The organism is Thermococcus sp. MAR1 (genome assembly GCF_012027305.1).
Classification (GTDB): domain Archaea; phylum Methanobacteriota_B; class Thermococci; order Thermococcales; family Thermococcaceae; genus Thermococcus.
Genome location: NZ_SNUF01000001.1, coordinates 468,154 through 489,585, shown reverse-complemented (window position 1 = coordinate 489,585; position 21,432 = coordinate 468,154). Strand labels below are relative to the sequence as shown.

The following is a 21,432-nucleotide window of genomic DNA, read 5'->3' as shown; positions in this document are numbered from 1 at the left end:
TAAACTTATAACCACATTCTTTCGTTACCTAACCGACGGCAATATGTACGCCGAAAACTATAAAAGATTCCTGGAGCTTATAGATAAACTGCGAGAGTTTGAGGGAGCCCTCATCGTGGAGGGCCCGCGAGACGAGGTGGCTCTGAGGAATCTGGGGGTCAGGGCGGAGATAATAAGGCTCTCCCGCCTACCTTTAACGGAAGTTGCGCTCATCGCGTCATCCCATAAAGAGGTCATGATACTTACGGACTTCGACAGAAAGGGCGAAGAGCTCGCAAGGAAGCTCCTCCGGTATCTGGAGGGCTATCCCTGCAGGGTTGATTCAGAGACGCGCAGGGAGCTCAAGAGAATAGCAAAGAAGGACATCAAAGGAATCGAGGACCTCTACGGTCTTTACCTTAAGGTCGTCTCCGTTTCTGACCCCCTGTTGGAGGGGATTCGATGAAGAGGAAAAAGACAGTGCTTCACCACATTTTGGCTGAAAAGCAGAAGTTTGAAAAACGGAAAGAGGGTGGTGGTATGTCAGCCAAAGACGAGTTTGGAACCACAAAGTACGTGATATATGCGGAGTTTGAAGCGAACGGAATTGTTGAAAGGCCCGACGTCGTCGGTGCTATTTTTGGTCAAACTGAGGGCCTTCTGGGTGACGATCTCGATTTAAGGGAACTTCAGAAAACTGGAAGGATTGGAAGGATAAGGGTTGAAGTTCACACGAAGGCTGGAAAGACCTACGGAACGATAACCGTTCCTTCGAGCCTTGACAGGGTTGAGACCGCCATCCTGGCGGCTGCTCTCGAAACCATCGACCGCGTTGGCCCGGCCGAGGCCAAGATAAAGGTTCTCCGCATCGAAGACGTCAGGGCGACCAAGAGGAAGTACATAATCGAAAGGGCCAAGGAGATACTCGAGAGCCTCATGGAGCAGGAAATACCGGAAACCCAGGAACTTACCGAGGAGGTTAAGAAGGCCGTCCGTGCCAAGGAACTCATAGAGTACGGCCCCGAGAAGCTCCCAGCCGGACCCCATGTGCCGTTCTCTGACTCAATCATCGTCGTTGAGGGTAGGGCTGATGTTCTCAACCTGCTCAAGCACGGCATAAAGAACGCGATAGCCGTGGAGGGCACCTCCGTTCCGGAGACCATAATAAAGCTCAGCAAGGAGAGGATCGTCACGGCCTTCACCGACGGTGACCGCGGAGGTGAGCTCATACTCAAGGAGCTTCTCCAGGTGGCGGATGTTGACTACGTAGCAAGGGCACCGGAGGGCAAGGAAGTCGAGGAGCTGACCAAGAAGGAGATAGTCAAGTCCCTCAGGAGCAAGGTTCCGGCCGAGCAGGTCATAACGGAGATATTCTACAAGGGCAGGAACTTCTACGACGTCATAAAGGAAAAGGAGAAGGCAAAGGCCAGGGAGGAGAAGAGAGAGGTTAAGCCTCCTACTCCAGCTCCACCGGTCGTAAAGGCCGAGGAGAGGAAACCCCAGCCGGAGCCCAGGAGGGAGGAACGCATAATAAAACCCATCCAGCAGCCGAAGCCGAGCGAGCTTGACGAATTCGGCCAGTTCATAGAGAAGGTCAAGGCCTCCAAGGAGTCAATGGCGCTCCTTCTTGACAAAGACAAGAACATCATTGCAGAGATCCCCGTTAGGGAACTCACAAATCAGCTCAAGGAGCGCAAGGACGTCTACGCGGTGGTCTTCAACGGCGTCATAACTCAGAGGCTCATAGACACCGTGAGCGAGAGCGGTGTCAAGTACCTCGTTGGAGCCAGAAAGTACAACGTTGTCAGGCGCCCAATAAACCTCAAGATAGTTACCTTCGCGGAGTGAGCTCCGCCATCTTTTCTCCATTCTTGAGGACTAACTTTATAACCACTCCCGCCTTTCTCCCCCCGGTGAGGAGAATGAACGTGGAGGAGCTTATACTGAAGTACGCGCTCATAAACGCTTACACCCACAAGGGGAAGGCAAACGCCAAGGCCGTTATCGGAAAGGTTCTGGGTGAGAATCCCGAATTGAGACCCAAGGCGAAGGAGATAATCCCCCTCGTCAACGAAATCGTTGAGAGAGTCAACGGTATGGACCTCGGAGAGCAGGAGACCAAGCTGAGGGAGATTTATCCAGAGTTCTTCGAAGAGAAAAAGGTCAAAAAGGAGGAGAAGAAGGGTCTGCCACCCCTTCCAAAGGCGGAGAAGGGAAAGGTCGTTACCCGCTTCGCTCCCAATCCCGATGGAGCCTTCCACCTTGGAAACGCGAGGGCAGCCATCCTGAGCCACGAGTACGCGAGGCTCTACGGTGGGAAGTTCATCCTTCGCTTTGACGACACTGACCCGAAGGTCAAGAGGCCCGAGCCTATCTTCTACGACTGGATAATCGAGGACCTCGAATGGCTCGGCTTCAAGATAGACGAGATACACATCGCCAGCGACAGGCTGGAGATATACTACGACTACGCTGAGAGGCTCATAAAGGGAGGAAAAGCCTACGTCTGCACCTGCCCGCCTGAGAAGTTCCGCGAGCTTCGCGACAAGGGCATCGCCTGCCCCCACAGGGAGGAGCCGGTTGAGGTTCAGCTGGAGCGCTGGAGGAAGATGCTGAACGGCGAGTATAAGGAAGGAGAGGCTGTGGTAAGAATAAAGACCGACCTGAGCCATCCAAATCCCGCTGTCAGGGACTGGCCGGCGCTGAGGATAATCGACAACCCCGACCACCCGCGCGTTGGGGACAAATACCGCGTCTGGCCCCTCTACAACTTCGCCTCGGCCATAGACGACTACGAGCTCGGCGTCACTCACATCTTCCGCGGCCAGGAACATGCTGAAAACGAGACGAGGCAACGCTACATCTACGACTATTTTGGCTGGGAGTACCCGGTTACAGTCCATCACGGAAGGCTCAGCATAGAGGGAGTAATCCTCAGCAAGTCCAAGACGAGGAGGGGAATCCAGGAAGGAAAATACCTCGGCTGGGACGACCCCAGGCTCGGAACCATCAGGGCCCTCAAGAGGCGCGGCATAAGGCCGGAGGCAATAAGGCAGCTCATCATCGAGGTCGGTCTCAAGCGGAGCGACACTACGATAAGCTGGGACAACCTTGCTGCGATAAACAGGCACATCGTAGAACCGATAGCCAACAGGTACTTCTTCGTTGCCGATCCGATACCCATGTACATAGAGGGCTATGATGAAGAGTTCATAGCGGAGATACCGCTCCACCCTGACCACCCAGAGAGGGGAACAAGAAAGCTCAAGTTCAGGCCGGGAGAGCCTGTTTACGTCTCAAGGGACGATATGGAGCTCTTCAAGCCGGGCAACTTCGTCCGCCTGAAGGACCTCTTCAACGTCGAGATAGTCGAGGCGAGCGAAGATGGAATCAGGGCAAAGTTCCACAGCGTCGAGTACGAGGTGGCCAAGGAACATCGCTGGAGGATGGTCCACTGGGTGACCGAAGGAAAGCCCTGCGAGGTTCTCGTGCCGGAAGGGGACGAGCTGATTGTCAGGAAGGGCATTCTGGAGAGCGATGCGGACGTTAAGGTTGATGATATCGTCCAGTTCGAGCGCTTCGGCTTCGTAAGAATCGACGAGGTTGGGGAGAAGGTCGTGGCGATATTCGCCCACAAATGATGGGCATTTTCCTTTCCCGCTTCTTTTTCTTCCAGTTTAAAAAACTAAAAAATGAAAGGCCGATCAGGCCTCCTCCCGAGCCGGAAGCAGTCTGTCGCCGAGGAACCCAAAGCCCACAATGAGCACCGCCAGTATTCCCGAGAGCAGGTAAACTCCTCCGGCTCTGAAGGTCATTATCAATGCGTAGATGCCACCCACCACGAAGAGCAGCGTCGCGAGGACACTTGCCCCCATGATTGCTGGGCTCTTTTCCTTTGAATTCAGCACCGGCCAGAGTTCAAAGATTGAAGTGAAGAATATTGAGACGGTTACGGCCTTCAAGGCCATGTCCGCGATTGCCGGCGCGGCATCGATGACCCCAACGGCCAGAGAAGCCCCCAAAAGGTACGTTGTTGCCCTGTTTCTTCCCATCTTGAACATTGACTCGATTATCTGAAGCCCTACCTCCGCCGTTGGAAGGAGACTCGTGAGGCCGGCGAAGAAAACTGAGATGGCTATCAGGAACAGGAGAACCTGATATTCCTTGAGAATGATGGGCAGGTCTCCCATGAGGGCAATCGCCCCCTCGTCTCCACCGTAAACATACGTTAGAAGTCTGTCGGGAGTCGACGGAGCAATGGCATAGACCACTATGACAGTCGAGAGAATGCTGACGAAGAACTGAAGCAGTATTCCGGTGCCAATGATCAACCTGGGGTTGAATCTCTCGTTAAGGAAGCTTCCAAGCATCAGGTAAAACGCAAATCCAAGACCAACTCCATAGGCAGCCCTCATCGCGGCGTCTCTGATCAGATCCAGGCTTAACGAGGTTCTTGCAACGAGCATGTGCTTTGCCATTCCAAGGAAAGTGGCGTTTTCAGGAATCTGGGTCTTAAACGCCACCGCGGTTACAGCAACCGCAACAACGAAAACCAGAGAGCCAACGGCCATTATCGCGAAGGACTTCTCCTTGGCCCTGGTAAGAACCACGAAGATCAATGCAAACATTAGTACTTTTGCAACAAGCCTGCCAACTGTTCCGGTTCCGAGCAGAGGGGCCAGGATGCTGAGCATGGTGTTTGCGGTGTAGTACGAGAGGAAAATGATCACTGCGACCAAGATCGAGACTATCATGGCCCTTCTTCGGAAGAGCTTGTGGTAGATTTCGACAAAGTAGTAGCCGGACTTCATGACGGTTTCTGTCTCAAGCACCGCCACATACGTGAAGAGCGCCAGGAACAGCACGTGAACTACAAGGCCAGTGAGCCCATATTTAAGCCAGAACTGGGGAAACAGACCCAAGGTCCCTATTCCCGTAGCGAAACCAGCTACCAGGAACATCATGTAGAGAGTCCACTTTTTGATCTCGTTCATGACTTCACCCCCGGGAATTTTACCAAATCTTCACTTGACCCACTTAAGATTAAAAATGTAACCCTGCATAATTTGCCATGGATAGCCCATTTGATGCCATCACCAGAGCCTCAGCCACATCAAGAATAACACAAAGTTAGAATATAAGGGGAAACGAAAACCTCAGCTGAAGCCCCTCCACTTAACCAGTCCAAGCAGGAACCTGTGGGGCAGCTTCTCGTGGTGCGGGTAAACACGGAGTGCATAGTGCCAGCAGGGGTCACCAAGATGCCTCAGGGCAGTTCCCTCGTAAGTGTAAAGCCACCGGTTCCCACCGAGCTCCTTTGGGTGCCTCAGCTCAATGATGTAGGGCTTCTCCACGTGGTAGCCCTCAGCTTTGACTCCATAGTAGAGCTCGACCCTCACATCCTCCGGTGCAAGCCCGTCGAGGTACACGGTGACATCAAAGCCGTTCCTGTCTTCCCTGATCTGGAGGTCTTCTATCACCACGTTGTCCCACGACGCCGTGACGCGATCCTTCCAAGAGGCTATTTCCTTGGTTCCCCTGTAGTTCTCCCTTGTCAGCCAGATGTGGTTGCTCATAGCCTTCGCGTAGAACCTGCCGACGTACTCCTTGACCATCCTGTGGGTGCTGAAGCGCGGCGCTATGCTCTTGATGCTCTCCTTCATCATGTATATCCATCTCTCCCTGTTGCCGTAGTAGGTCGGGATTATCTCCCTCTCCAAGAGGTCGTAGAGGGCCTGTGCATCCTTCACATCGTCCGACTCGGTTTCAGGCTCAGTTGTCTCCTCGCCAACGACCCAGCCGTTCTTGCCGTTGTAGCCTTCGACCCACCAGCCGTCGTAGATGCTCGCGTTGAGAACGCCGTTTAGTCCTGCCTTCATGCCGCTCGTTCCGCTGGCCTCCATCGGCCTGCGCGGCGTGTTGAGCCAGACGTCAACGCCGGCAACCATGAGCCTGGCACTGCCCATGTCGTAGTTCTCCATCACGAATATCTTGCCCCTGAATTCGGGCATCTGACTGACCTCGTAAACCCTCCTGAGGAACTCTTTTCCAGCCTCGTCCATCGGATGGGCCTTTCCACCGAAGACAAGGTAAACGGGTCTCTCGGGATCGTTGAGTATCCTCTTCAACCGCTCAAGATCCGTGAATAGAAGGGTTGCGCGCTTGTATGTTGCGAAGCGCCTGGCAAAGCCTATTATGAGTGCGTTCTCGTCCATGTCCGGTAGGGGGTCGTCTGTTCCAAGGCGTTCGTTCCGCCTCATGACTTTTCTCCGGAGGAACTCTATGAACTGCCTCTTGGCTTCTAGGTGTGCTTCCCAAAGCTCCTCAGCGGGAATCATCTCAACGGCGTACCAGAGGCCTTCTAGATTGGTGTGTTCGCGCCAGATTTTGCCAAGATAGCGGTCAAAGAGCTTTCTCATCTCGTTGTGAACCCACGTCATGGTATGGATTCCATTGGTGATGCCCTCGATTGGTATTTCGTCTATGGGAACGTCGGGCCAGAGGTCCTTCCACATACGCTTGCTTACCTCGGCATGAAGTTTGCTTACGCCGTTGACGTAGCTCGACGTTCTTATCGCGAGCAGGGTCATGTTGAGCTGGTCGCCCTCTCTCCCGAGCTCCAGCAGTTCTTCCCTGCCCTCAAGGAACTTAGTAAGGCGCTTCCTGACCTCCTCTATCGGAAACCTGTCGTGGCCGGCCGGAACCGGGGTGTGGGTGGTGAAAACCGTCGTGCCCCTCACTATGCTGAGGGCCTCGGTAAAGGTAAGGCCCTCCTCCATGTACCAGGCCATTCTCTGGAGGTTCGCAAAGGCAGGGTGTCCCTCGTTGAGGTGAACCACGCCGGGCTCTATTCCGAGGGCTTTAAGCAGTCTCATTCCACCGATTCCCAGGAGTATCTCCTGCTTTATCCTCTTGTCTATCTCCGCGTTGTAGAGGTAGTCACATATCGTTCTGTCGTCGGCGCCGTTCTCAGGCACATCAGTATCGAGGAGGTATATCTTCACCCTGCCAACCGTGACCTCAAAGGCCCTCGCGTAGATGATTCTGTCCTCCACCGGGACCTCCACCAGTAGGGGCTTTCCGTCCTTGCCAAGGACTGGCTTGATAGGCATTTCCTCGGGTTTGTATTCCGGAAAAACCTCCCTCTGCCTTCCGTCCCTTCCTATCTCCTGCCTGAAATAGCCGTGCTTGTAGAGGAGGCCTATAGCTATGAACGGCAAACCAAGGTCGCTCGCGGTCTTCACGTGGTCGCCGGCGAGAATTCCAAGGCCGCCAGAATAGATGGGCAGGCTCCTGCTTATGCCGTACTCCATGCACAGGTACACTATCGGTTTGTCCCACTTGGGATAGTTGGTAGAGAACCAGGTCGATGATGGGTTCATATAGTCCTCGAACTGCTCTGTGACAAGGTCGTAGAGGTTCATAAAATCGTCATCCTTGAGAAGCTCGCGGAATCTCTTCTCAGGAACATCAAGAAGAAGCTTGACCGGGTTCTTGTGCTCCATCCAAAGCTCCGGGTCTATGTACTCCCAGAGCTTTGTTGCCCTTCTGTTCCAGCTCCACCAGTAGTTGTAAGCCAGCTCCGCCAGATCCTTCAATGGATGGGGAAGCTTCTCCCTGATTACATCCTGGGTACTGAAAACCTCAACCATGGCAACCACCCGTGTATCATCATGGGTGATAAATATTTGGAGTCAACCTTAAAAAGTCTTGCCGTCCGGCATTCAACGAAAAGGAGAAAAGAGAGGCTCAATTTTTTTCAAGGACAAAGGGGCTGATGTAGTCGCCGTACTTCGCTCTGGCCTCAAGGAGGCGCTTCTTCTCTTCCTCAAGGACCTTAAAGAGCTCCCCAGGAACTTCCCTCACCTGCTCGCGGTAGATTTTCTCGATGCGCTCAATCTTTGCTAAAAGCTCTGGAACCCTTACCGTGAACTGCTTCTCGTAGTCTCCCCTGCTGTAATCCTTGTTGAGAACTTCCCTGAAGAGCCTCGCCAGGTCCTCGTACTTCGGAATGTAGCCTATAGGCGTCTCGATGGCGTCAACGTCACCGTGAACGCGGAGTTCCATCCACTTGAGCCAGACAGCCTTGTCAAGCTTGTGGTTGAGCCAGTTGCCGTTCTCGTCACGGAGGAAGTAGTTGACGGCAAATATCTTTGGCGTTTTCCTCAGCTTCTTCTCGAACTCCAGGTAGTTCTTGATGTAGTCCCCCAGTGGAACGCTCATAAAGTCCAGGATGGCCATTGGGTTAAATGCTCTGACGCCTTCCTTGCCAAGGGTTGCCGCTGTGGTCTCGCTCTCAAGGGCGGCACCCATCGTAACGACGCCGTGCTTCCAGTCGAAAGCCTCCCTAACCGGCGGCCACGTGTCCTTGTCGCGGCCGCCAAATATCATTCCGCCAACCTCAACCCCGCACGGGGCTTCGAGGGCTTCCAGGTCAACGTTCGGGAAGTGTTCAAGTGAAACCGTAAAGCGCGCGTTCTTGTGGCTCGGCGGTATCTCGTTTCCTTCCTTATCTTTCTTACCGCGCCACCACTTTCCACTGTGGTTCTCACCCTCATCGGGAATCTCTATGCCCATCTCGTTCCAGTAGGGCTTCCCGTCATTAACGAGAACGTTGGAGAAAATTATCTCCACCGGCGAGTGAAGAACCTGCCAAATAATCGGGTCGTCCTCGGGGTTGACACCCTGGATGATGCCGAAGACACCCTTCTCGACATTGGCTCCCCGAGCAACGCCGTTGAGGGGCATTATGAAGGTAAGATCGTCGCCAACTATGTTCTCCCAGCTTATCATGGCGGTGGAAGTCTTTCCGCACATGCTCGGATAGGCGCCGGTGAAGTAGGTCTTTCTCCCGTTGGGGCCGTTGACGCGCATCAGGAACATGTGCTCGCTGAGCCAGCCCTCCCTGACGGCTCGCTGAATGGTGAGCCTGAAGGCGAGCTTCTTGAGCCCGATGGTATTGCCGCCGTACTGGGTGTTGACGGAGTAAACAGTCTCCCCAACGAGGTCTATGTAGATGCGCCTCTTATCGAGGTTTTTACTCGTTTTTCTCTCGTCGAGCTCTCCAGCTGAGTGGACGAAGCGGAAGAATCTGGCCCCCCTTCCAAGGCGTTTGAACTCCTCATAACCTTTTCTGTAGAGGATGAACTCGGAGTGGGCAACGTATGCCGAATCGGTAAGCTGAACGGCTGGAATCGTGAAAACCGAGTTCTTCGGCCCGAGGACGAAGAAGCACACGAAGAGCTCTTTGCCTCTCATGACCCCCTTCATGAGCTCACGTATCTCTTTCAGCCCTTCGTCTCTGTCCTTGGTGTTGAGGAATGGAATCTCCTTCCCGCCAGGAACGAGAAGCTTGGTGTTGGCCTTGTCCCTGGCCTGATCGTAGTAGTTGTCGTAGTGGACGGTGTGATTTGGTGTTTCGAGGAGCTTTTCCTCACCGTAATAGAGGGCCTTCCATCTAACATAACCCTCGTCCTCTTCGCTATCGGTGCAAACGAAAACCTTATCCGGCTCAAGCCATTCTATCCATTCTGCCAAAAACTCGTGGAGTTCGGGATTGTTTATCGCTCTGATTTTCTCAAACTGCTCTTTGTCGAGGAGCCTTTCGAGCCTCTCCAAGGCGTTCATAATATCGCCTCCGATGGGAGTTGGATTTAAACTTAAAAATTCTTCGTCGTTGTGACCAGCTGAAAGCCCAATTCAGAGCTTTTCTTGCCTCGATCCTGCAAAAACAGAGGGTCCAGTTGTCACAACGACAGGTGCTCGGTGTCCAAATTTAGTGACCGATGTTCATCTACCTACCTCCGGCGCAAAGTATATTAACTAGCGGTGATATAGTCCAGTGGTGCGCGTAATGAAGGCAGTGATTTTGGCCGGGGGCAGGGGAACACGGCTACTACCGCTGACCGTCTACAGACCGAAGCCCATGATACCATTCTTCAACAGGCCGCTGATGGAATATGCCGTTCAAAGTCTTATAAAAGCAGGCGTTGACGAGATATACGTTCTCGTCGGATACCTCAAGGAGCGCATAATGGACTACTTCGGCGACGGCAGCCAGTGGGGGATTCAGATACACTACTCCAACAAGGATAACGTGAAGCTCGGGACTGCTGGTGCCACCAAGAAGGTGGTTAAGGAGATGGACGATGCCTTCTTCGTAGTCTCGAGCGACGTGCTCACCAACTTGGATCTCAGAGCTCTCTACGAGTACCACAGAAGAAAAAAAGCTCTCGCCACGATAGCCCTCTCAAAGGTAGAGGATCCAACCCAGTACGGCATCGCGATAATCAACGAGGAAGGCAGGATCCTGCGCTTCAAGGAGAAGCCGAAGCCGGAGGAGGCATTCAGCAACCTCGTCAATGCGGGCATCTACGTCTTCGAGCCGGAGGCGTTTGACCTCGTCCCCAAGGGCAAGAACTTCGATTTTTCCAAGGATCTGTTCCCTAGGATGCTTGAGAACGACCTAGCCCTCTACGGGTTTCCCTTCAACGAGTACTGGAACGACGTTGGAAGGCCATCAAGCTACCTTCAGGCCACTGAGGACGTCTTCCTAGGCAGACTTGTTCTGCCGGGCCTGAGAACCGAGAGCCTCAAGGGGAACTTGGAGTACGGGGGCGCCCTAATAACCGGCAGGCGTTGCGTCCTGAGGCGGCCGGAGGTCAGGGGATTCGCCGTGCTCGGGGACGACGTGGAGATAGGCAGAAACGTTAAAATAGAGCGTTCGGTAATATTTTCAGGGGCTATCATAGAGGAGGGCGCCGAGATTAGGGAGGCCATAATAGGGGAAAACGTCCACGTGGGAAAGGGCGTCCTTATACAGCCCGGCAGCGTTATCGGTGACAACACGCTCATAGAGGATTTCAGCAAGATAGGCTCCAACGTTAAGATTTGGGTGGAGTCCAGGATCGGTAAGGAGAGTATAATACTCCCTGATTGAGGTGGTAGAAGTGGAAGTGTACTACTCCCAGAGGTTCAACCCCGAGGAGCTCGCCCTTCTCGGAAGGGCCATAGGAACGATATCCCACGGCACGATAATAGTCGGAAGGGACGGCAGGGCGATATCCAGATACGGGAAGAGGGCGATGGTGGTCGGAATCGTCAGCACCGGTTCCACCATAATGGACGTTAGGCTTATTCCGCTGATAGCCCTGAAGGACTTTGCCCATAGGAAAGGGCTTCCGCTGGCGTACGTGTACTATTACGGCGGTGTCCGTGTTTATGTCAGCGGCATAGACAGCGACGAGATAGGGGCAATAATGGAGAGCAAGAGCTTCATCGAGGCCCAGCCGAACGACATCGGGGCGACCGTGTACTATCCAAACGCCCTAGATGACTTCCTCCACGAGGTATTCAAGTACTACAACTTCAGGGTGGAGGGTAAGGCTCTAGTTGACGCCATGAACACTCCCGCCGTGCTGTTCTTCCCGCGCATGAGCGACCACTTCGGCTTCGAGGTTGAGCTGATAAACGACATGATGACGAGCTACCTTCCGCCAAAGCCCAAGGAGGTCTTTATGCACAAGCTCCAGAAGGGCGAATACGACTTCGGACTGCGCTTTAGGCCAGATGGCATAGTGGAGTTCTACAAGGAGGGGGAAGAGTTCGAGTTCGGGAGCATGTGGAAGCTCCTCGACCACATGAAGAAGAACCTTTGAATTTTTGCCCTTCCTTTTAAATCCCTCGAAATCTTTAAGAGAAAAGCGTTAAAAGGGGCGGATCCGTTATAATCCTCCGTCCATTTTGGGGGTGACATCTGTGGGAGCGTTCATAGTCATGGAAGGCATCGATGGCGCGGGTAAATCAACCCAGGCAAAACTTCTGGCAAAGTGGTTTGAGGAAAGGGGCTACGATGTGGTTCTAACCAAGGAACCGACAGATACAGCATTTGGAAAGCTGATAAGGAAACTGGTTCTTACCGGAGGGCGGGAGGGTATAATCGACGGCGCCAGGATAAGCCACGAGGCTGAGGCGCTTCTCTTCGCCGCCGACAGGGCCGAGCACGTAAGCAAGCTGATAAAACCCGCCGTTGAGGCGGGAAAGGTGGTAATTTCGGACCGCTACTTCTACTCGTCCCTCGCATACCAGTGGGCACGTGGTCTTGACCTTGAGTGGCTGATCGACCTGAACCGCTTCGCGATACGGCCCGACCTTGTGATTCTCCTCGATCTGCCCGTTAAGGAGAGCATGAAGCGCATAAACGGGCGGAGCATAAAGACAGAATTCGATAAAATAGCGGAGCTTCAGAAGAGGGTGCGCGAGAACTACCTCAAGTTAGCCGAGCGCTTCCCCGAGATGAGGATAGTCAACGCCCTGGCCAGTGTGGAGGACATCCACAACGACATAGTGGCGCTGGTGGAGCACGAGCTCTTCAAGAAGTGATGGGGTCGGCCAGTGCCAGTCTCTTCATCCCAAAATCCGACCGGTAAACGCTCTTCATCCCCCTTCTCCCTTCAGCGGTTGCTTTTTAAAAGGTTCCCCTGAAATTCTTCCGGCCGATGACGAGCGTTAGCCACGCTGAGCGGTGAGGAGAAGAGGGTTAGCCGAGGCCATTTTGACCCTATTTCGGACAAAAAGCAGAAAAGCGGGGAGCAGAGCCCCTAAAGATACTTTTTAAGGAACTCCCCAACTTTTCTCTTCCACTCCCCCGGATGGAGCTTCAGCGTCCTGACGTGGGGAGCGTCGGTAACCCAGAGCTCAATGTCCGGATTTATTTCCCTGTTTTTCTCGTAGAACTCCCTGACCTCGTCGACCATCACCAGGGGGTCTTTCTCCCCCGCTACGATGAGGAGGGGTTTTCTGACCGTCTCGGCGTACTCTATGGGATGGACCTCTTTCCCGCCGCTGAAGAGCTTTGTGAGCGGCCCGACCAGGATGTGGAGCCACTCAGGGAGCTTTGCAAAGTATCTGAGTCCCCTGGCACCAGTTCTGTCTAGATACATGGGGGGACTGTCGGCAACACCGCAGCAGATTCCATCAATCTCCGCGAGTGAGCGTATCGTGACTATGGCACCCATGGAGAAACCTACAAGCCCTATCCCCTGGGCACGTTCGGGATGGTTCCGCCTCAGCCACGCTACTGCCGCCTTGACATCGAGCAGTTCCCTGTCGCCAACCGTCGTGTACTTTCCCTCGCTCTTTCCGTGAGCCCGGAAGTCAAAGACCAGAACGTTGTAGCCCTCCTTGAGGAGAAACTCAATGGTGTCCTTCATATAAACCTCATCCCACCTGCTTCTGGTGTAGCCGTGGAGCGGAATGACAGTCTTATTGCTTCCGTTGTCAATCCACCAGCCGCTGAGTTTCAGGCCGTCCTCGGTTGTGAACTCAACGTCCTCATAGTCAAAGCCGAGGTCTTTAGGTGTCCAGTCCCCGACAAAGCGCGGTGGTTTGACCATCTTGTAGGCTACAAAGGCCAAAAAGGCCAGGAAAGCCACTACAATGAGGAGAATCAAAACGCCTATCATTTTTCATCACCAATCTCGTCTAGAATTAACTTCAGCTTTTCTTTTAGTGGAGGCAAGTCCCTAACGACGGTAATCCACACGATTTCGGGGTTAACCCCAAAGTAGCCATGTATTAGCCTGTCCCTCATTCCGGCCATTGCTTTCCAGGGCACCTCCGGATACTTCTCGCGGATTTCCGCCGGAAGGGCCTTTGCGGCCTCGCCAATTACCTCTATGCACCTTATCACAGCATAGACGGTTTTTTCGTCCTCCAGAAAGTCTTCAAAGCTCATTCCCTCCACAAATCGTTGGGCCTTTTCAATGTGCTCAATGATATCCTTTAGGTACACGCCATACCGTCTCATACTTTAACTGCCTCCCTGATGACGTCGTCCCAGAGCTCTTTCCGGAGGGAATTCTTTGGTATAACATCTACCTCGATTCCGAGGAGTTCTGATAGATAAATTTGGAGCATGGAGATGGTTAGAAGTCCTACTGGTTCTTCAAACTCAATCAACAGATCAAGGTCGCTGTTTTCACTCTGCTCCCCCCTCGCGTAGGAACCGAAAATTTCAACTTCTCGAACACCGTAGTTTCGCCGGAGTTCTTCCATGTGTGCTCTGAGGATTTTTGTAATTTCCTCCAAAGACTTCACACTCCCACCGGTAAAAAATTGTAGGTGGGAATATTTAACCTTTCTCGACGTCAAGGTTCTTCATGCGCCATATCATGGGCATTGCAAGGAGAACCATCATGGCCCCTATGGGGAAGAGAACCCTGTAGTTCTCCCCGGTCAGGTCAACAATGGCACCGCCTAGAACTCCAGCGAGGAGAAGCGGTAGGGAGCGTGTGGCCTCAAAGAAGCCGTAGTACCTGCCGGTGAAAGCTTCCTTTTCGAAGCGGGTCAGCAGGTCGCCGATTACCGGGTACGAGGCCGCCATCAGAACCCCCCATCCCACGCCCGCCAGCCCAAGGGCTATCACTATCTCGGTCTGACTCTTTATGAACCATCCCCACAGCTGGGGCAGGGCGAATATAAGTCCCCCGAGGATTATGCTCAACCTCCTCCCAAGCCGGTCGTAGATTATCCCCCCCGGCAGTGCTCCTAGGAGAACCGTGACGTTGAAGAGGGCCATCAGGTAGAGGCCAAGGGACGTCACAGCTTTTATGTTCTCCTCGCTCGCCGAGCCGTACAGGATGTAGGCGAGGATGCCGTAGAGGAAGATGGCTATGAACTCAAAGCTCATCCACCAGAGCGTCTGTGCCGCGTAGAACTTGAGAAAATCGCGGTTTTCAACAATGCTCTTGAGGTAGTCCCAGAGGTTTTCGTCCTCCTCGATTTCAGGGGCTTCTGGCTCCTTGACGATGAAGTACACGAAGAGCGCCGCACCTATAAGGAAGGCCGCTGTCACAAGGAAGGGGACCTTCAAATAGGGTGTCTGTGCCAGCGCCTTTATTCCTTCGTTCTCTCCGGTTTCAGCTACTGCCTTCGCTATCAGGAATCCGGCGAGGCCAAACAGGAAGAGGTTGCCTGCCCATTCGAGGAGTGTGATAACTCCGCTCGCCTTTCCTCTCTGACCGCTTTCGATTGTATCCGGCATCAGGGCACGGTACTGTGCGGTGTAGAGATGCATCGAGAGATAGAAGAGTCCCAGAACCAGCGCAAAGCCCCAGAGGGGTGCTCCCATGACGTAGGAACCGTATATCATGAGCGCTGTGATGCCGGCGAGGATTCCACCGGCCATTATGAACGGTCTCCTCCGTCCGTGCTTCGACTTAAGCGTATCGCTGTAATAACCGAGGAGAACTGGAATAAACAGACCGATGAAACCCTCAACGGCCAAAATCGTTCCTTTAAGGAATGCCGAACCGGTATAACTGGAGAGCAGAGGAAAAGACAGACCTTTGTTTAGAGCCCAGCCGGTGCTCCTGCTGAACCCGAGCAGGGCAAGGCCCAGAACGGTGCCCCATTTGAATCCCTTTCCCTTCATGGTTTCACCCCCTTATTTTGACATCGTTATGTCAAAAGGAGGTTTTTACATTTTCGGTTCAAAGGGCTAAAAAACTGTAAAAATGAAAGGGCCTCAGTCCATGTCCGGAACGTAGTCTAGTGCTTTGCCCTTACGCCGGACGATGTCTCCGCGCCTGACGAACTGCATCGCTATTGCCGAGAGGATAAAGAAGGCTATCGAGAACGGTATCAGCGTCCTGTAACCGATGAGGTCAAGGAATGCTCCCGCCAGCGGGGGCGCAACTAGGTTTGCGGCCTGGCTGAAGAAGTAGTAGAGCCCGGTGTAGCCGCCGAGCTTCTCCTCGGTCGTCATGTCAACGACCATCGGCAGGGAGTTCACGTTGACCATCGCCCAGCCCATTCCACCTATGAAAAACAGCCCCATGAACGTCATGACCACAGGGTCCGAGAGAGAGCTGGATTCCGGTTTCTGGCCCTCACCGACGAGATACGCTCCCACCAGTATTCCTATGATTATTATAAGGCCCAGGGTTATGGTTCTCCTCCTACCCAGCCTGGCACCAATGAAGCCCGCGGGAATAGCGAATATCATGAAGCTCAGGGAGAACAGGCCGAGCATAAACGCCCCCGTGCTCTCCTCGATGCCGAGGTAGTACTTGGCGTAGCTAGTGAAGAACGTCTCCAGAGAGTTGAAGGCGATGAACCAGAGGAATATCGCAAGGAGGATCGCGAGCAGGCTCCTCTCATGGCTGGCAAAGACGTCCTTGAGGTTCTCCTTAAGCTCCCCAAAGCTCTTGTGGGATGTCTCGGAGAGCAGCTTCCGTATCTCAATCTTCTTCCCGGGAACGCGGTATTCTTCTGGCTCGGGAACGAAGAGAACGACGAGAAGGTTTGCGAGGAGCATTATTGCAGCACCGAAGTAGAACGGGTAGGCGTAGTTCATGTCGTAGAGGGCCTTGCCACCGAAATACGCCAACAGTGCCCCGAGACCGCCCATGAAGTTGATTATCCCGTTGGCTTGGGAGCGCTTCTCGCTTGGGGTTATGTCGGGCATAAAGGCAACGACGGGGGAGCGGAACAGTGCCATGAAGAAGTTCATGAAGATTATAGTTCCCATGAATAGGGCAAGGTTTTCATACATCCTCGAAACCGGTATGAGTGCAAACATTATTGCTGCCGAGGGCGCGCCTAGGAGGATATAGGGTTTTCTACGCCCCAGCCTCGTTCGCGTCATATCGCTCAGTGCACCAAGGAACGGGAGCAGTAGGACCGCAAACAGGTTGTCGATGGTCATTATGAAGCCGGTCACCGTCTTGCTGAGGTGGAATGTGTCCTGCAGGAATATCGGTACGTAGGCGTTGTACAGCGCCCATATTATGCTTATACCAAAGAAACCGAAGCCAAGCAGGAATATTCTCGAATATTTGAACTCCAAGTCCTTTCACCTCCATTTCGCCATAGGTTACATTAACGAGGGGAATACATGGATGAAACTTTTAAGACTTGTGAGTTCATTTTTGAGCGGTTGAGAAGGTGACAACTATGAACAGTGAACTGCCCCCCATTTTGGGGCACAGAGGGTTTAGGGGGAGGCTCGAAAACACCATGCCAGCATTCAGAAGGGCCCTCGAATACGCGGATGGAATAGAATTCGACGTCAGGCTTACGGGCGATGGGAGGTTGGTTGCATACCACGAAGATTCCTTCCAGGCAAACGGCTCGTGGTACAGGCTCAAAGAGCTGAGCTTAAGGGAACTAAGGAGACTGCACCCGCTGGGAAGCTTGATCCCAACTGTTGGGGAGGTTCTTCAGAAATTTCCAGGAGTGCTCCTGAATGTGGACGTCAAGGAAACTGATGCAGTTGAAAAGACAATTGAGCTCGTAGGAAGACACAAGGCACTTGGAAAGGCGGTGTTCTCATCGGAGAGTTCTAAGATAGTTCAGGCTATTATCAGGGAGTGCCCGGACTGCAGGGCCGGCTTTTCAATAGTGGGCTATTCCTCACTCTGGTGGATACCAAAACTGGACGGGCTTTACTCCATCCACGTGCCGATTGATGCGGTCACATACATCGGTTATCGACCGCTTGTGGTTCTTCTGCGCGTTCTCAGAAAGCGCGGACTTAAAATTTACCTTTGGAACTACCAAATGGATGAGCTGAGGTGGATTCCGAGGTTTTTATCCTCGGCCGATGTTATAATCTCCGATGACCCCGCGAGACTTAGGAAAAGTTTTTACGCCAAGGGTGTATTGAATGAGGGCGATTCACATGTGGGAACGTGATAGGGTTATCGTCCTTGGGCACAGGGGATACATGAGCGCCTACCCTGAGAACAGCCTTTTGGCATTTAGGAAGGCGATTGAGGCAGGAGCAGATGGAATCGAACTTGACGTCTGGCTGACCAAGGATGGAGAAGCAATAGTGATGCACGATGAGACCATAGACAGGACGAGTGACATGGTCGGAAAGCAGAAGGAGATGACACTAGAAGAGCTGAAGAGGGCAGACATAGGAATGGGCGAAAGAATCCCGACGCTTGAGGAAGTTTTTGAAGTCCTCCCAGAGAATGCCCTAATCAACATCGAGCTTAAAGACACCGATGCGGCAGGAGAAGTCGCTAGAATAGTGACTCGGAACGATCCGGAAAGGGTCATGGTGTCCTCCTTCATCATAGATGCGCTCAGAGAGTACAGGAAGCACGACAGAGAGACCGTGATGGGACTGTTAATAGACCGCGAAGAGGTTGTTCCACTGATTCCAAAGCTGAAGAAAGAGCTCAACCTCTGGTCGATAAACGTCCCCATGGAGGCGATACCCCTCATTGGATTTGAAAAGACGGTTCAGGCCCTCCACTGGGCGCGTTCCCTTGGACTCAGAGTGACACTCTGGACGGAGAGCGACGTCCTATTCTACAAAGATGACAATCTGGCCAGGCTTAAGGGACTGTTCGACGTCGTCATAGCGAACGATGTGAAAAAGATGCTGGAGTATCTTAAAACGCTTGGGCTCAGGTAAAGATTTTTAATTTTTTAGCTTATTTCCACACATGACACTTAGACCCTCCATTAGAACTGCGTCAATAACCGCAGTACTGTCCATAACGGCAATCGCTTATTATCTAACTCTGAAATCGGCTTATTCTTTTGGGGAACTCTACCTCTTACTCTTTTCATGGGTCTCTGTAACGGCTATATCAATAGTTTGCTGGTTTCTCTGCAGGTCCTTTAAGCCCCTGGGCGTATCTCTGTTGTTGATCTTGGTGATGAGCATGTATTTTACCGGTAAGTTTGCCGTCGCCCTCAGTGGGTACTCGGAGAGCATCGGCGAGTACCAGAGGATATCATCAACGTATCAATGGGGGAAGGTGACGGAGGATTACTGCGGAATTATAAGAATATCCGTCCCCTCCGGATCCAGAACACTTTCACACCTAAGGTACTTCGAGAATGAAACGGGAATCAGACTCTACAAAACCCAAGAAGAGGGAGACCTCATAGTGCTTTCAACGGTTGTCACCAGTTCAGATATCGGGGAAATCAAGAATGTCTCCAGGGACATGGGATGGGATGTCTCGTACTTCAACCTTAGCAGTATCTGCAGGAGGGGGAAACTGGAAAAGGGATACAACAAGACCTTGGTAGAACTGTGGATCTCCCCATGGAACGAAGCGGTCCTATCCAACCGTCTTTCAAGGACATCAAGAGTACTGGCCAGCTGGGTGTTCATCGTGTCGTTGGGAACTCTCCTCATAATCATCTCGCGAGATTCTTCATGAAGATTCGGTGGCAAACAGAAAGAGAAGAAAAAGTAACAGGCGATGTTCTCACCAGAACATTTCACCAAAGTTGCTGGCGTTCTCAATTCCCTCGGGAGCCACTATATGCACCGGCTTGTTCACGTCAGAGAACCTGACCTCCTCGTGAACCGTCATGTGGACTTCCACAGGCTTCTTGGAGATTGCGGTTATCGTCATTACAATACTCATGTATGTCTCGATAAAGATCGGCGTTCCATCGTCCCTGAGATGAACCTCGACCCATCCGGATATTGTATCCACGGTCACGCTGCCGGGGAGAGTTCCCCAGACCTCGTCGAGGTAGCCGGTCTGGTTGGTGGCGTTAACGAACTCCCAGAAGGTGACGTTGACGCGGAAGGCATATCCGTCGGCTAGCTTTTTGATGGTCACGTTCTTCCTCTTCAAGAGGTTCTCTATGTAGGCGACGTTGAGTGAACCCTTCGCCTGGGAGTAGATGGTATCATTGCTGGAGACGCGGTACCACTTTCCGTCAACGTTGATGTACGTGCTGGTGCCGTTGACGAAGTAGGGCCAGTCAAAGTTGATGTCCATCCCCATGGTGTGCGTATTCATGCTCATGTTTCCCTTTTCCAAGCCTGCGGTCTTGTTGAACATCCCGATGACGTGACCAGACATCGTTATGTTGACGGCCCTGTTTGTCCTCGGATCAACGAAGTGCATGGTCATCGAGAAGTTCTGGTCGTATTTGGCCGTCTCAATGTTCTCGATGGCGTTCAGAACCTTCTCCTTGGTCAGGCCGACGTTCTCCCCAATGCACCCGCTTGCCAGTACGATGAGACCGACCAGCAAAAGGGCCGTAACCTTCCTCATGGTACTACCTCCCATAGTTTCATCAGAATGTGCGCGGGTGGACTTAAATACTTTTTCTATTCAGATTTTGCACACCACTAATAAAAGTTTACAAAAAGTGGAAAAGTCACCAGGGTTCATTGTCCCATGGATTGGGGTAAGGCACATCACCGAGCCTGCGCCGGAGATACCTCTTCAGCAAGGGCTTGAACCAGCCGATAAGGACCTGCCAGCAACGGGTTTCCTTAACGTCGTAAGTCTTGTAAATATCAACGTAGTCCACCAAGACGCTACTGTTCCCCGGGCCGTAGTTGAGGGAGTGGGTGATGTTGAAGGAAACCTTCCTGAGGGTTTCTTGCTCGTAAACGGCTTTGAGCCGGTAATGGGTGCTCAAAAAACTGCCGTTCTCGTCTCTGGAGAGAACTAAAACGGAGTAATCGCCCGCGCTGATGAGCCTCCTTGACCGGGCCTTCCGCTCGAATTCCGCTATCACCGCGTTGGGGTCGTTGAACTTCCTGGAATCGTTCTCCCCCGGGAAGTAAGAGCTAACGAACTTCACCTCCCACTCGTCGTTTATCTGGTAATAGGCCCGAAGGATGCCTGGGCAGGCGACGCCAAAGCCCATCTCCGAGAACGACATGAAACCCCGGCTTTCAAGCTCATAGCGGTAGGTATAGCCCTCGAAGAACATGGGGACAAGGAGAAGGAGGAGGGCAACCACTAGCGCCCTCCTCAGCCTCGACATACGGACCACCTGGTTCAGCCTCCCCAAGGTCCGAGAACCTCAAAGCTTCCCATCTTTTCTTTGCATTGGCATTCACTACCCTCGCAGTTCTCCCCCTGTTTCCAGATAAAGCGTCCTCCGAGCAGCTTACCGTCTTCGTTTACCCTAAAGAAAGCTATGACCTCGTTCTTGACCCTGACGATATGCCCATTTTCGATGGTTCCTACCGCGTAGCTCTCCACCCAGCGGAGGGTAGCCCGTATCTCATATTCGTTATCACTTACATGGGTCACGTTATCAATGGTCCCTTCCTTTAGAACCCAGGCCGCGAAGTTCATGACGTTCCACTCAACACCTTTGCTATGGAGCGCAAGATCCCAGTTGAGGCCGTAGAATTCATCGCCAGGAAACGCCCTGATAAGCGAGTTTCCGTTACCCGAAGTCACCTTCCAGAAGGCGCTCTGGTTTTTATAGTTCACGCAGGCAAAGATTTCTTCCTTCGTGAGATTGTCAGTAAGCTCCGCCCTCCAGCAGAATGAATCCTGGTTTTCGATGGAAGATATAACGTCTTCCACCGAAGGTGGGCTTTTAATATGGCTTTCTATGGCCCAAATAAACACTGCCAGCAGAAGAACGCTGACAATGATGATCTCTTTTCTCATCGAACCCACCAAAAAAGTTAATGCTGGTTTTGATTATAAGGATTAC

20 protein-coding genes are annotated in these 21,432 nt (G+C 52.7%); 9 read left to right on the top strand and 11 right to left on the bottom strand.

The features are described 5' to 3' along the window. Positions 1 to 43 precede the first annotated feature (43 nt). The 3 genes from E3E25_RS02785 (at position 44) to E3E25_RS02775 (ending at position 3,620) form a co-directional block, all read left to right on the top strand. A complete protein-coding gene (locus E3E25_RS02785) occupies positions 44 to 445 on the top strand; it encodes a toprim domain-containing protein (protein WP_088180027.1) in 402 nt (133 codons plus the stop codon). Beyond that, the gene (gene dnaG, locus E3E25_RS02780; protein WP_167891729.1) at positions 442 to 1,827 is read left to right on the top strand and encodes a DNA primase DnaG; all 1,386 of its coding nucleotides are present in this window, start codon (positions 442 to 444) and stop codon (positions 1,825 to 1,827) included. Before E3E25_RS02785 ends, dnaG begins: the two co-directional genes overlap by 4 nt. A 74-nt stretch (positions 1,828 to 1,901) precedes the next feature. Continuing rightward, complete coding sequence (locus E3E25_RS02775) at positions 1,902 to 3,620, top strand: glutamate--tRNA ligase (protein ID WP_167892621.1); 1,719 nt, start codon at positions 1,902 to 1,904, stop codon at positions 3,618 to 3,620. Positions 3,621 to 3,683: 63 nt separating this feature from the next. Here the strand turns inward: E3E25_RS02775 and E3E25_RS02770 are convergent, their stop codons facing one another. The 3 genes from E3E25_RS02770 to E3E25_RS02760 form a co-directional block, all read right to left on the bottom strand. Continuing rightward, positions 3,684 to 4,973, bottom strand: coding sequence for a sodium-dependent transporter (locus E3E25_RS02770; protein WP_167891728.1), 1,290 nt, complete (start codon positions 4,971 to 4,973; stop codon positions 3,684 to 3,686). 162 nt (positions 4,974 to 5,135) lie between these two features. After that, positions 5,136 to 7,631, bottom strand: coding sequence for a maltodextrin phosphorylase (gene malP, locus E3E25_RS02765; RefSeq protein WP_167891727.1), 2,496 nt, complete (start codon positions 7,629 to 7,631; stop codon positions 5,136 to 5,138). Between the two features lie 97 nt (positions 7,632 to 7,728). Continuing rightward, entirely contained in the window at positions 7,729 to 9,606 is a 1,878-nt protein-coding gene (locus tag E3E25_RS02760) for a phosphoenolpyruvate carboxykinase (GTP) (RefSeq protein ID WP_167891726.1), read from the bottom strand. Between the two features lie 226 nt (positions 9,607 to 9,832). Here E3E25_RS02760 and E3E25_RS02755 point away from each other — a divergent pair, with 226 nt between their 5' ends. The 3 genes from E3E25_RS02755 (at position 9,833) to tmk (ending at position 12,360) form a co-directional block, all read left to right on the top strand. After that, positions 9,833 to 10,918, top strand: a complete 1,086-nt coding sequence (locus E3E25_RS02755; protein WP_167892620.1) for a sugar phosphate nucleotidyltransferase — start codon at positions 9,833 to 9,835, stop codon at positions 10,916 to 10,918. A gap of 10 nt (positions 10,919 to 10,928) precedes the next feature. Then, a complete protein-coding gene (locus E3E25_RS02750) occupies positions 10,929 to 11,636 on the top strand; it encodes a phospho-sugar mutase (RefSeq protein ID WP_167891725.1) in 708 nt (235 codons plus the stop codon). A 100-nt stretch (positions 11,637 to 11,736) separates the two neighbouring features. Next, positions 11,737 to 12,360, top strand: coding sequence for a dTMP kinase (gene tmk / locus E3E25_RS02745; protein ID WP_167891724.1), 624 nt, complete (start codon positions 11,737 to 11,739; stop codon positions 12,358 to 12,360). A 218-nt stretch (positions 12,361 to 12,578) separates the two neighbouring features. On the opposite strand, the gene E3E25_RS02740 is transcribed toward tmk, so the two are convergent. The 5 genes from E3E25_RS02740 to E3E25_RS02720 all read right to left on the bottom strand — a co-directional run bounded on the left by E3E25_RS02740 (position 12,579) and on the right by E3E25_RS02720 (position 16,828). Beyond that, positions 12,579 to 13,442: an alpha/beta hydrolase gene (locus E3E25_RS02740; RefSeq protein WP_167891723.1), complete on the bottom strand. Its 864-nt coding sequence runs from the start codon at positions 13,440 to 13,442 to the stop codon at positions 12,579 to 12,581. Continuing rightward, a complete protein-coding gene (locus E3E25_RS02735; RefSeq protein WP_167891722.1) occupies positions 13,439 to 13,786 on the bottom strand; it encodes a DUF86 domain-containing protein in 348 nt (115 codons plus the stop codon). Before E3E25_RS02735 ends, E3E25_RS02740 begins: the two co-directional genes overlap by 4 nt. Next, positions 13,783 to 14,076, bottom strand: a complete 294-nt coding sequence (locus tag E3E25_RS02730; RefSeq protein WP_167891721.1) for a nucleotidyltransferase family protein — start codon at positions 14,074 to 14,076, stop codon at positions 13,783 to 13,785. The genes E3E25_RS02735 and E3E25_RS02730 overlap by 4 nt, the downstream gene beginning before the upstream one ends. A gap of 34 nt (positions 14,077 to 14,110) precedes the next feature. Continuing rightward, positions 14,111 to 15,412 (bottom strand): MFS transporter, encoded by a 1,302-nt coding sequence (locus E3E25_RS02725; RefSeq protein WP_167891720.1) that lies wholly within the window; start codon positions 15,410 to 15,412, stop codon positions 14,111 to 14,113. Between the two features lie 93 nt (positions 15,413 to 15,505). Continuing rightward, entirely contained in the window at positions 15,506 to 16,828 is a 1,323-nt protein-coding gene (locus E3E25_RS02720; RefSeq protein WP_167891719.1) for an SLC45 family MFS transporter, read from the bottom strand. 107 nt (positions 16,829 to 16,935) lie between these two features. Here E3E25_RS02720 and E3E25_RS02715 point away from each other — a divergent pair, with 107 nt between their 5' ends. The 3 genes from E3E25_RS02715 to E3E25_RS02705 are packed head-to-tail and all read left to right on the top strand — an operon-like array spanning position 16,936 to position 19,169. After that, positions 16,936 to 17,676 (top strand): glycerophosphodiester phosphodiesterase family protein, encoded by a 741-nt coding sequence (locus tag E3E25_RS02715; protein WP_167891718.1) that lies wholly within the window; start codon positions 16,936 to 16,938, stop codon positions 17,674 to 17,676. Beyond that, positions 17,663 to 18,409, top strand: a complete 747-nt coding sequence (locus tag E3E25_RS02710; protein WP_167892619.1) for a glycerophosphodiester phosphodiesterase family protein — start codon at positions 17,663 to 17,665, stop codon at positions 18,407 to 18,409. Before E3E25_RS02715 ends, E3E25_RS02710 begins: the two co-directional genes overlap by 14 nt. A 31-nt stretch (positions 18,410 to 18,440) precedes the next feature. After that, positions 18,441 to 19,169, top strand: coding sequence for a hypothetical protein (locus tag E3E25_RS02705; RefSeq protein WP_167891717.1), 729 nt, complete (start codon positions 18,441 to 18,443; stop codon positions 19,167 to 19,169). Between the two features lie 48 nt (positions 19,170 to 19,217). Here the strand turns inward: E3E25_RS02705 and E3E25_RS02700 are convergent, their stop codons facing one another. From E3E25_RS02700 to E3E25_RS02690, 3 genes are all read right to left on the bottom strand, one after another. Then, a complete protein-coding gene (locus E3E25_RS02700) occupies positions 19,218 to 20,021 on the bottom strand; it encodes a hypothetical protein (protein WP_167891716.1) in 804 nt (267 codons plus the stop codon). A gap of 106 nt (positions 20,022 to 20,127) precedes the next feature. After that, the gene (locus E3E25_RS02695) at positions 20,128 to 20,745 is read right to left on the bottom strand and encodes a hypothetical protein (protein WP_167891715.1); all 618 of its coding nucleotides are present in this window, start codon (positions 20,743 to 20,745) and stop codon (positions 20,128 to 20,130) included. Between the two features lie 14 nt (positions 20,746 to 20,759). Beyond that, positions 20,760 to 21,386 (bottom strand): hypothetical protein, encoded by a 627-nt coding sequence (locus tag E3E25_RS02690; RefSeq protein WP_167891714.1) that lies wholly within the window; start codon positions 21,384 to 21,386, stop codon positions 20,760 to 20,762. Positions 21,387 to 21,432: the final 46 nt, after the last annotated feature.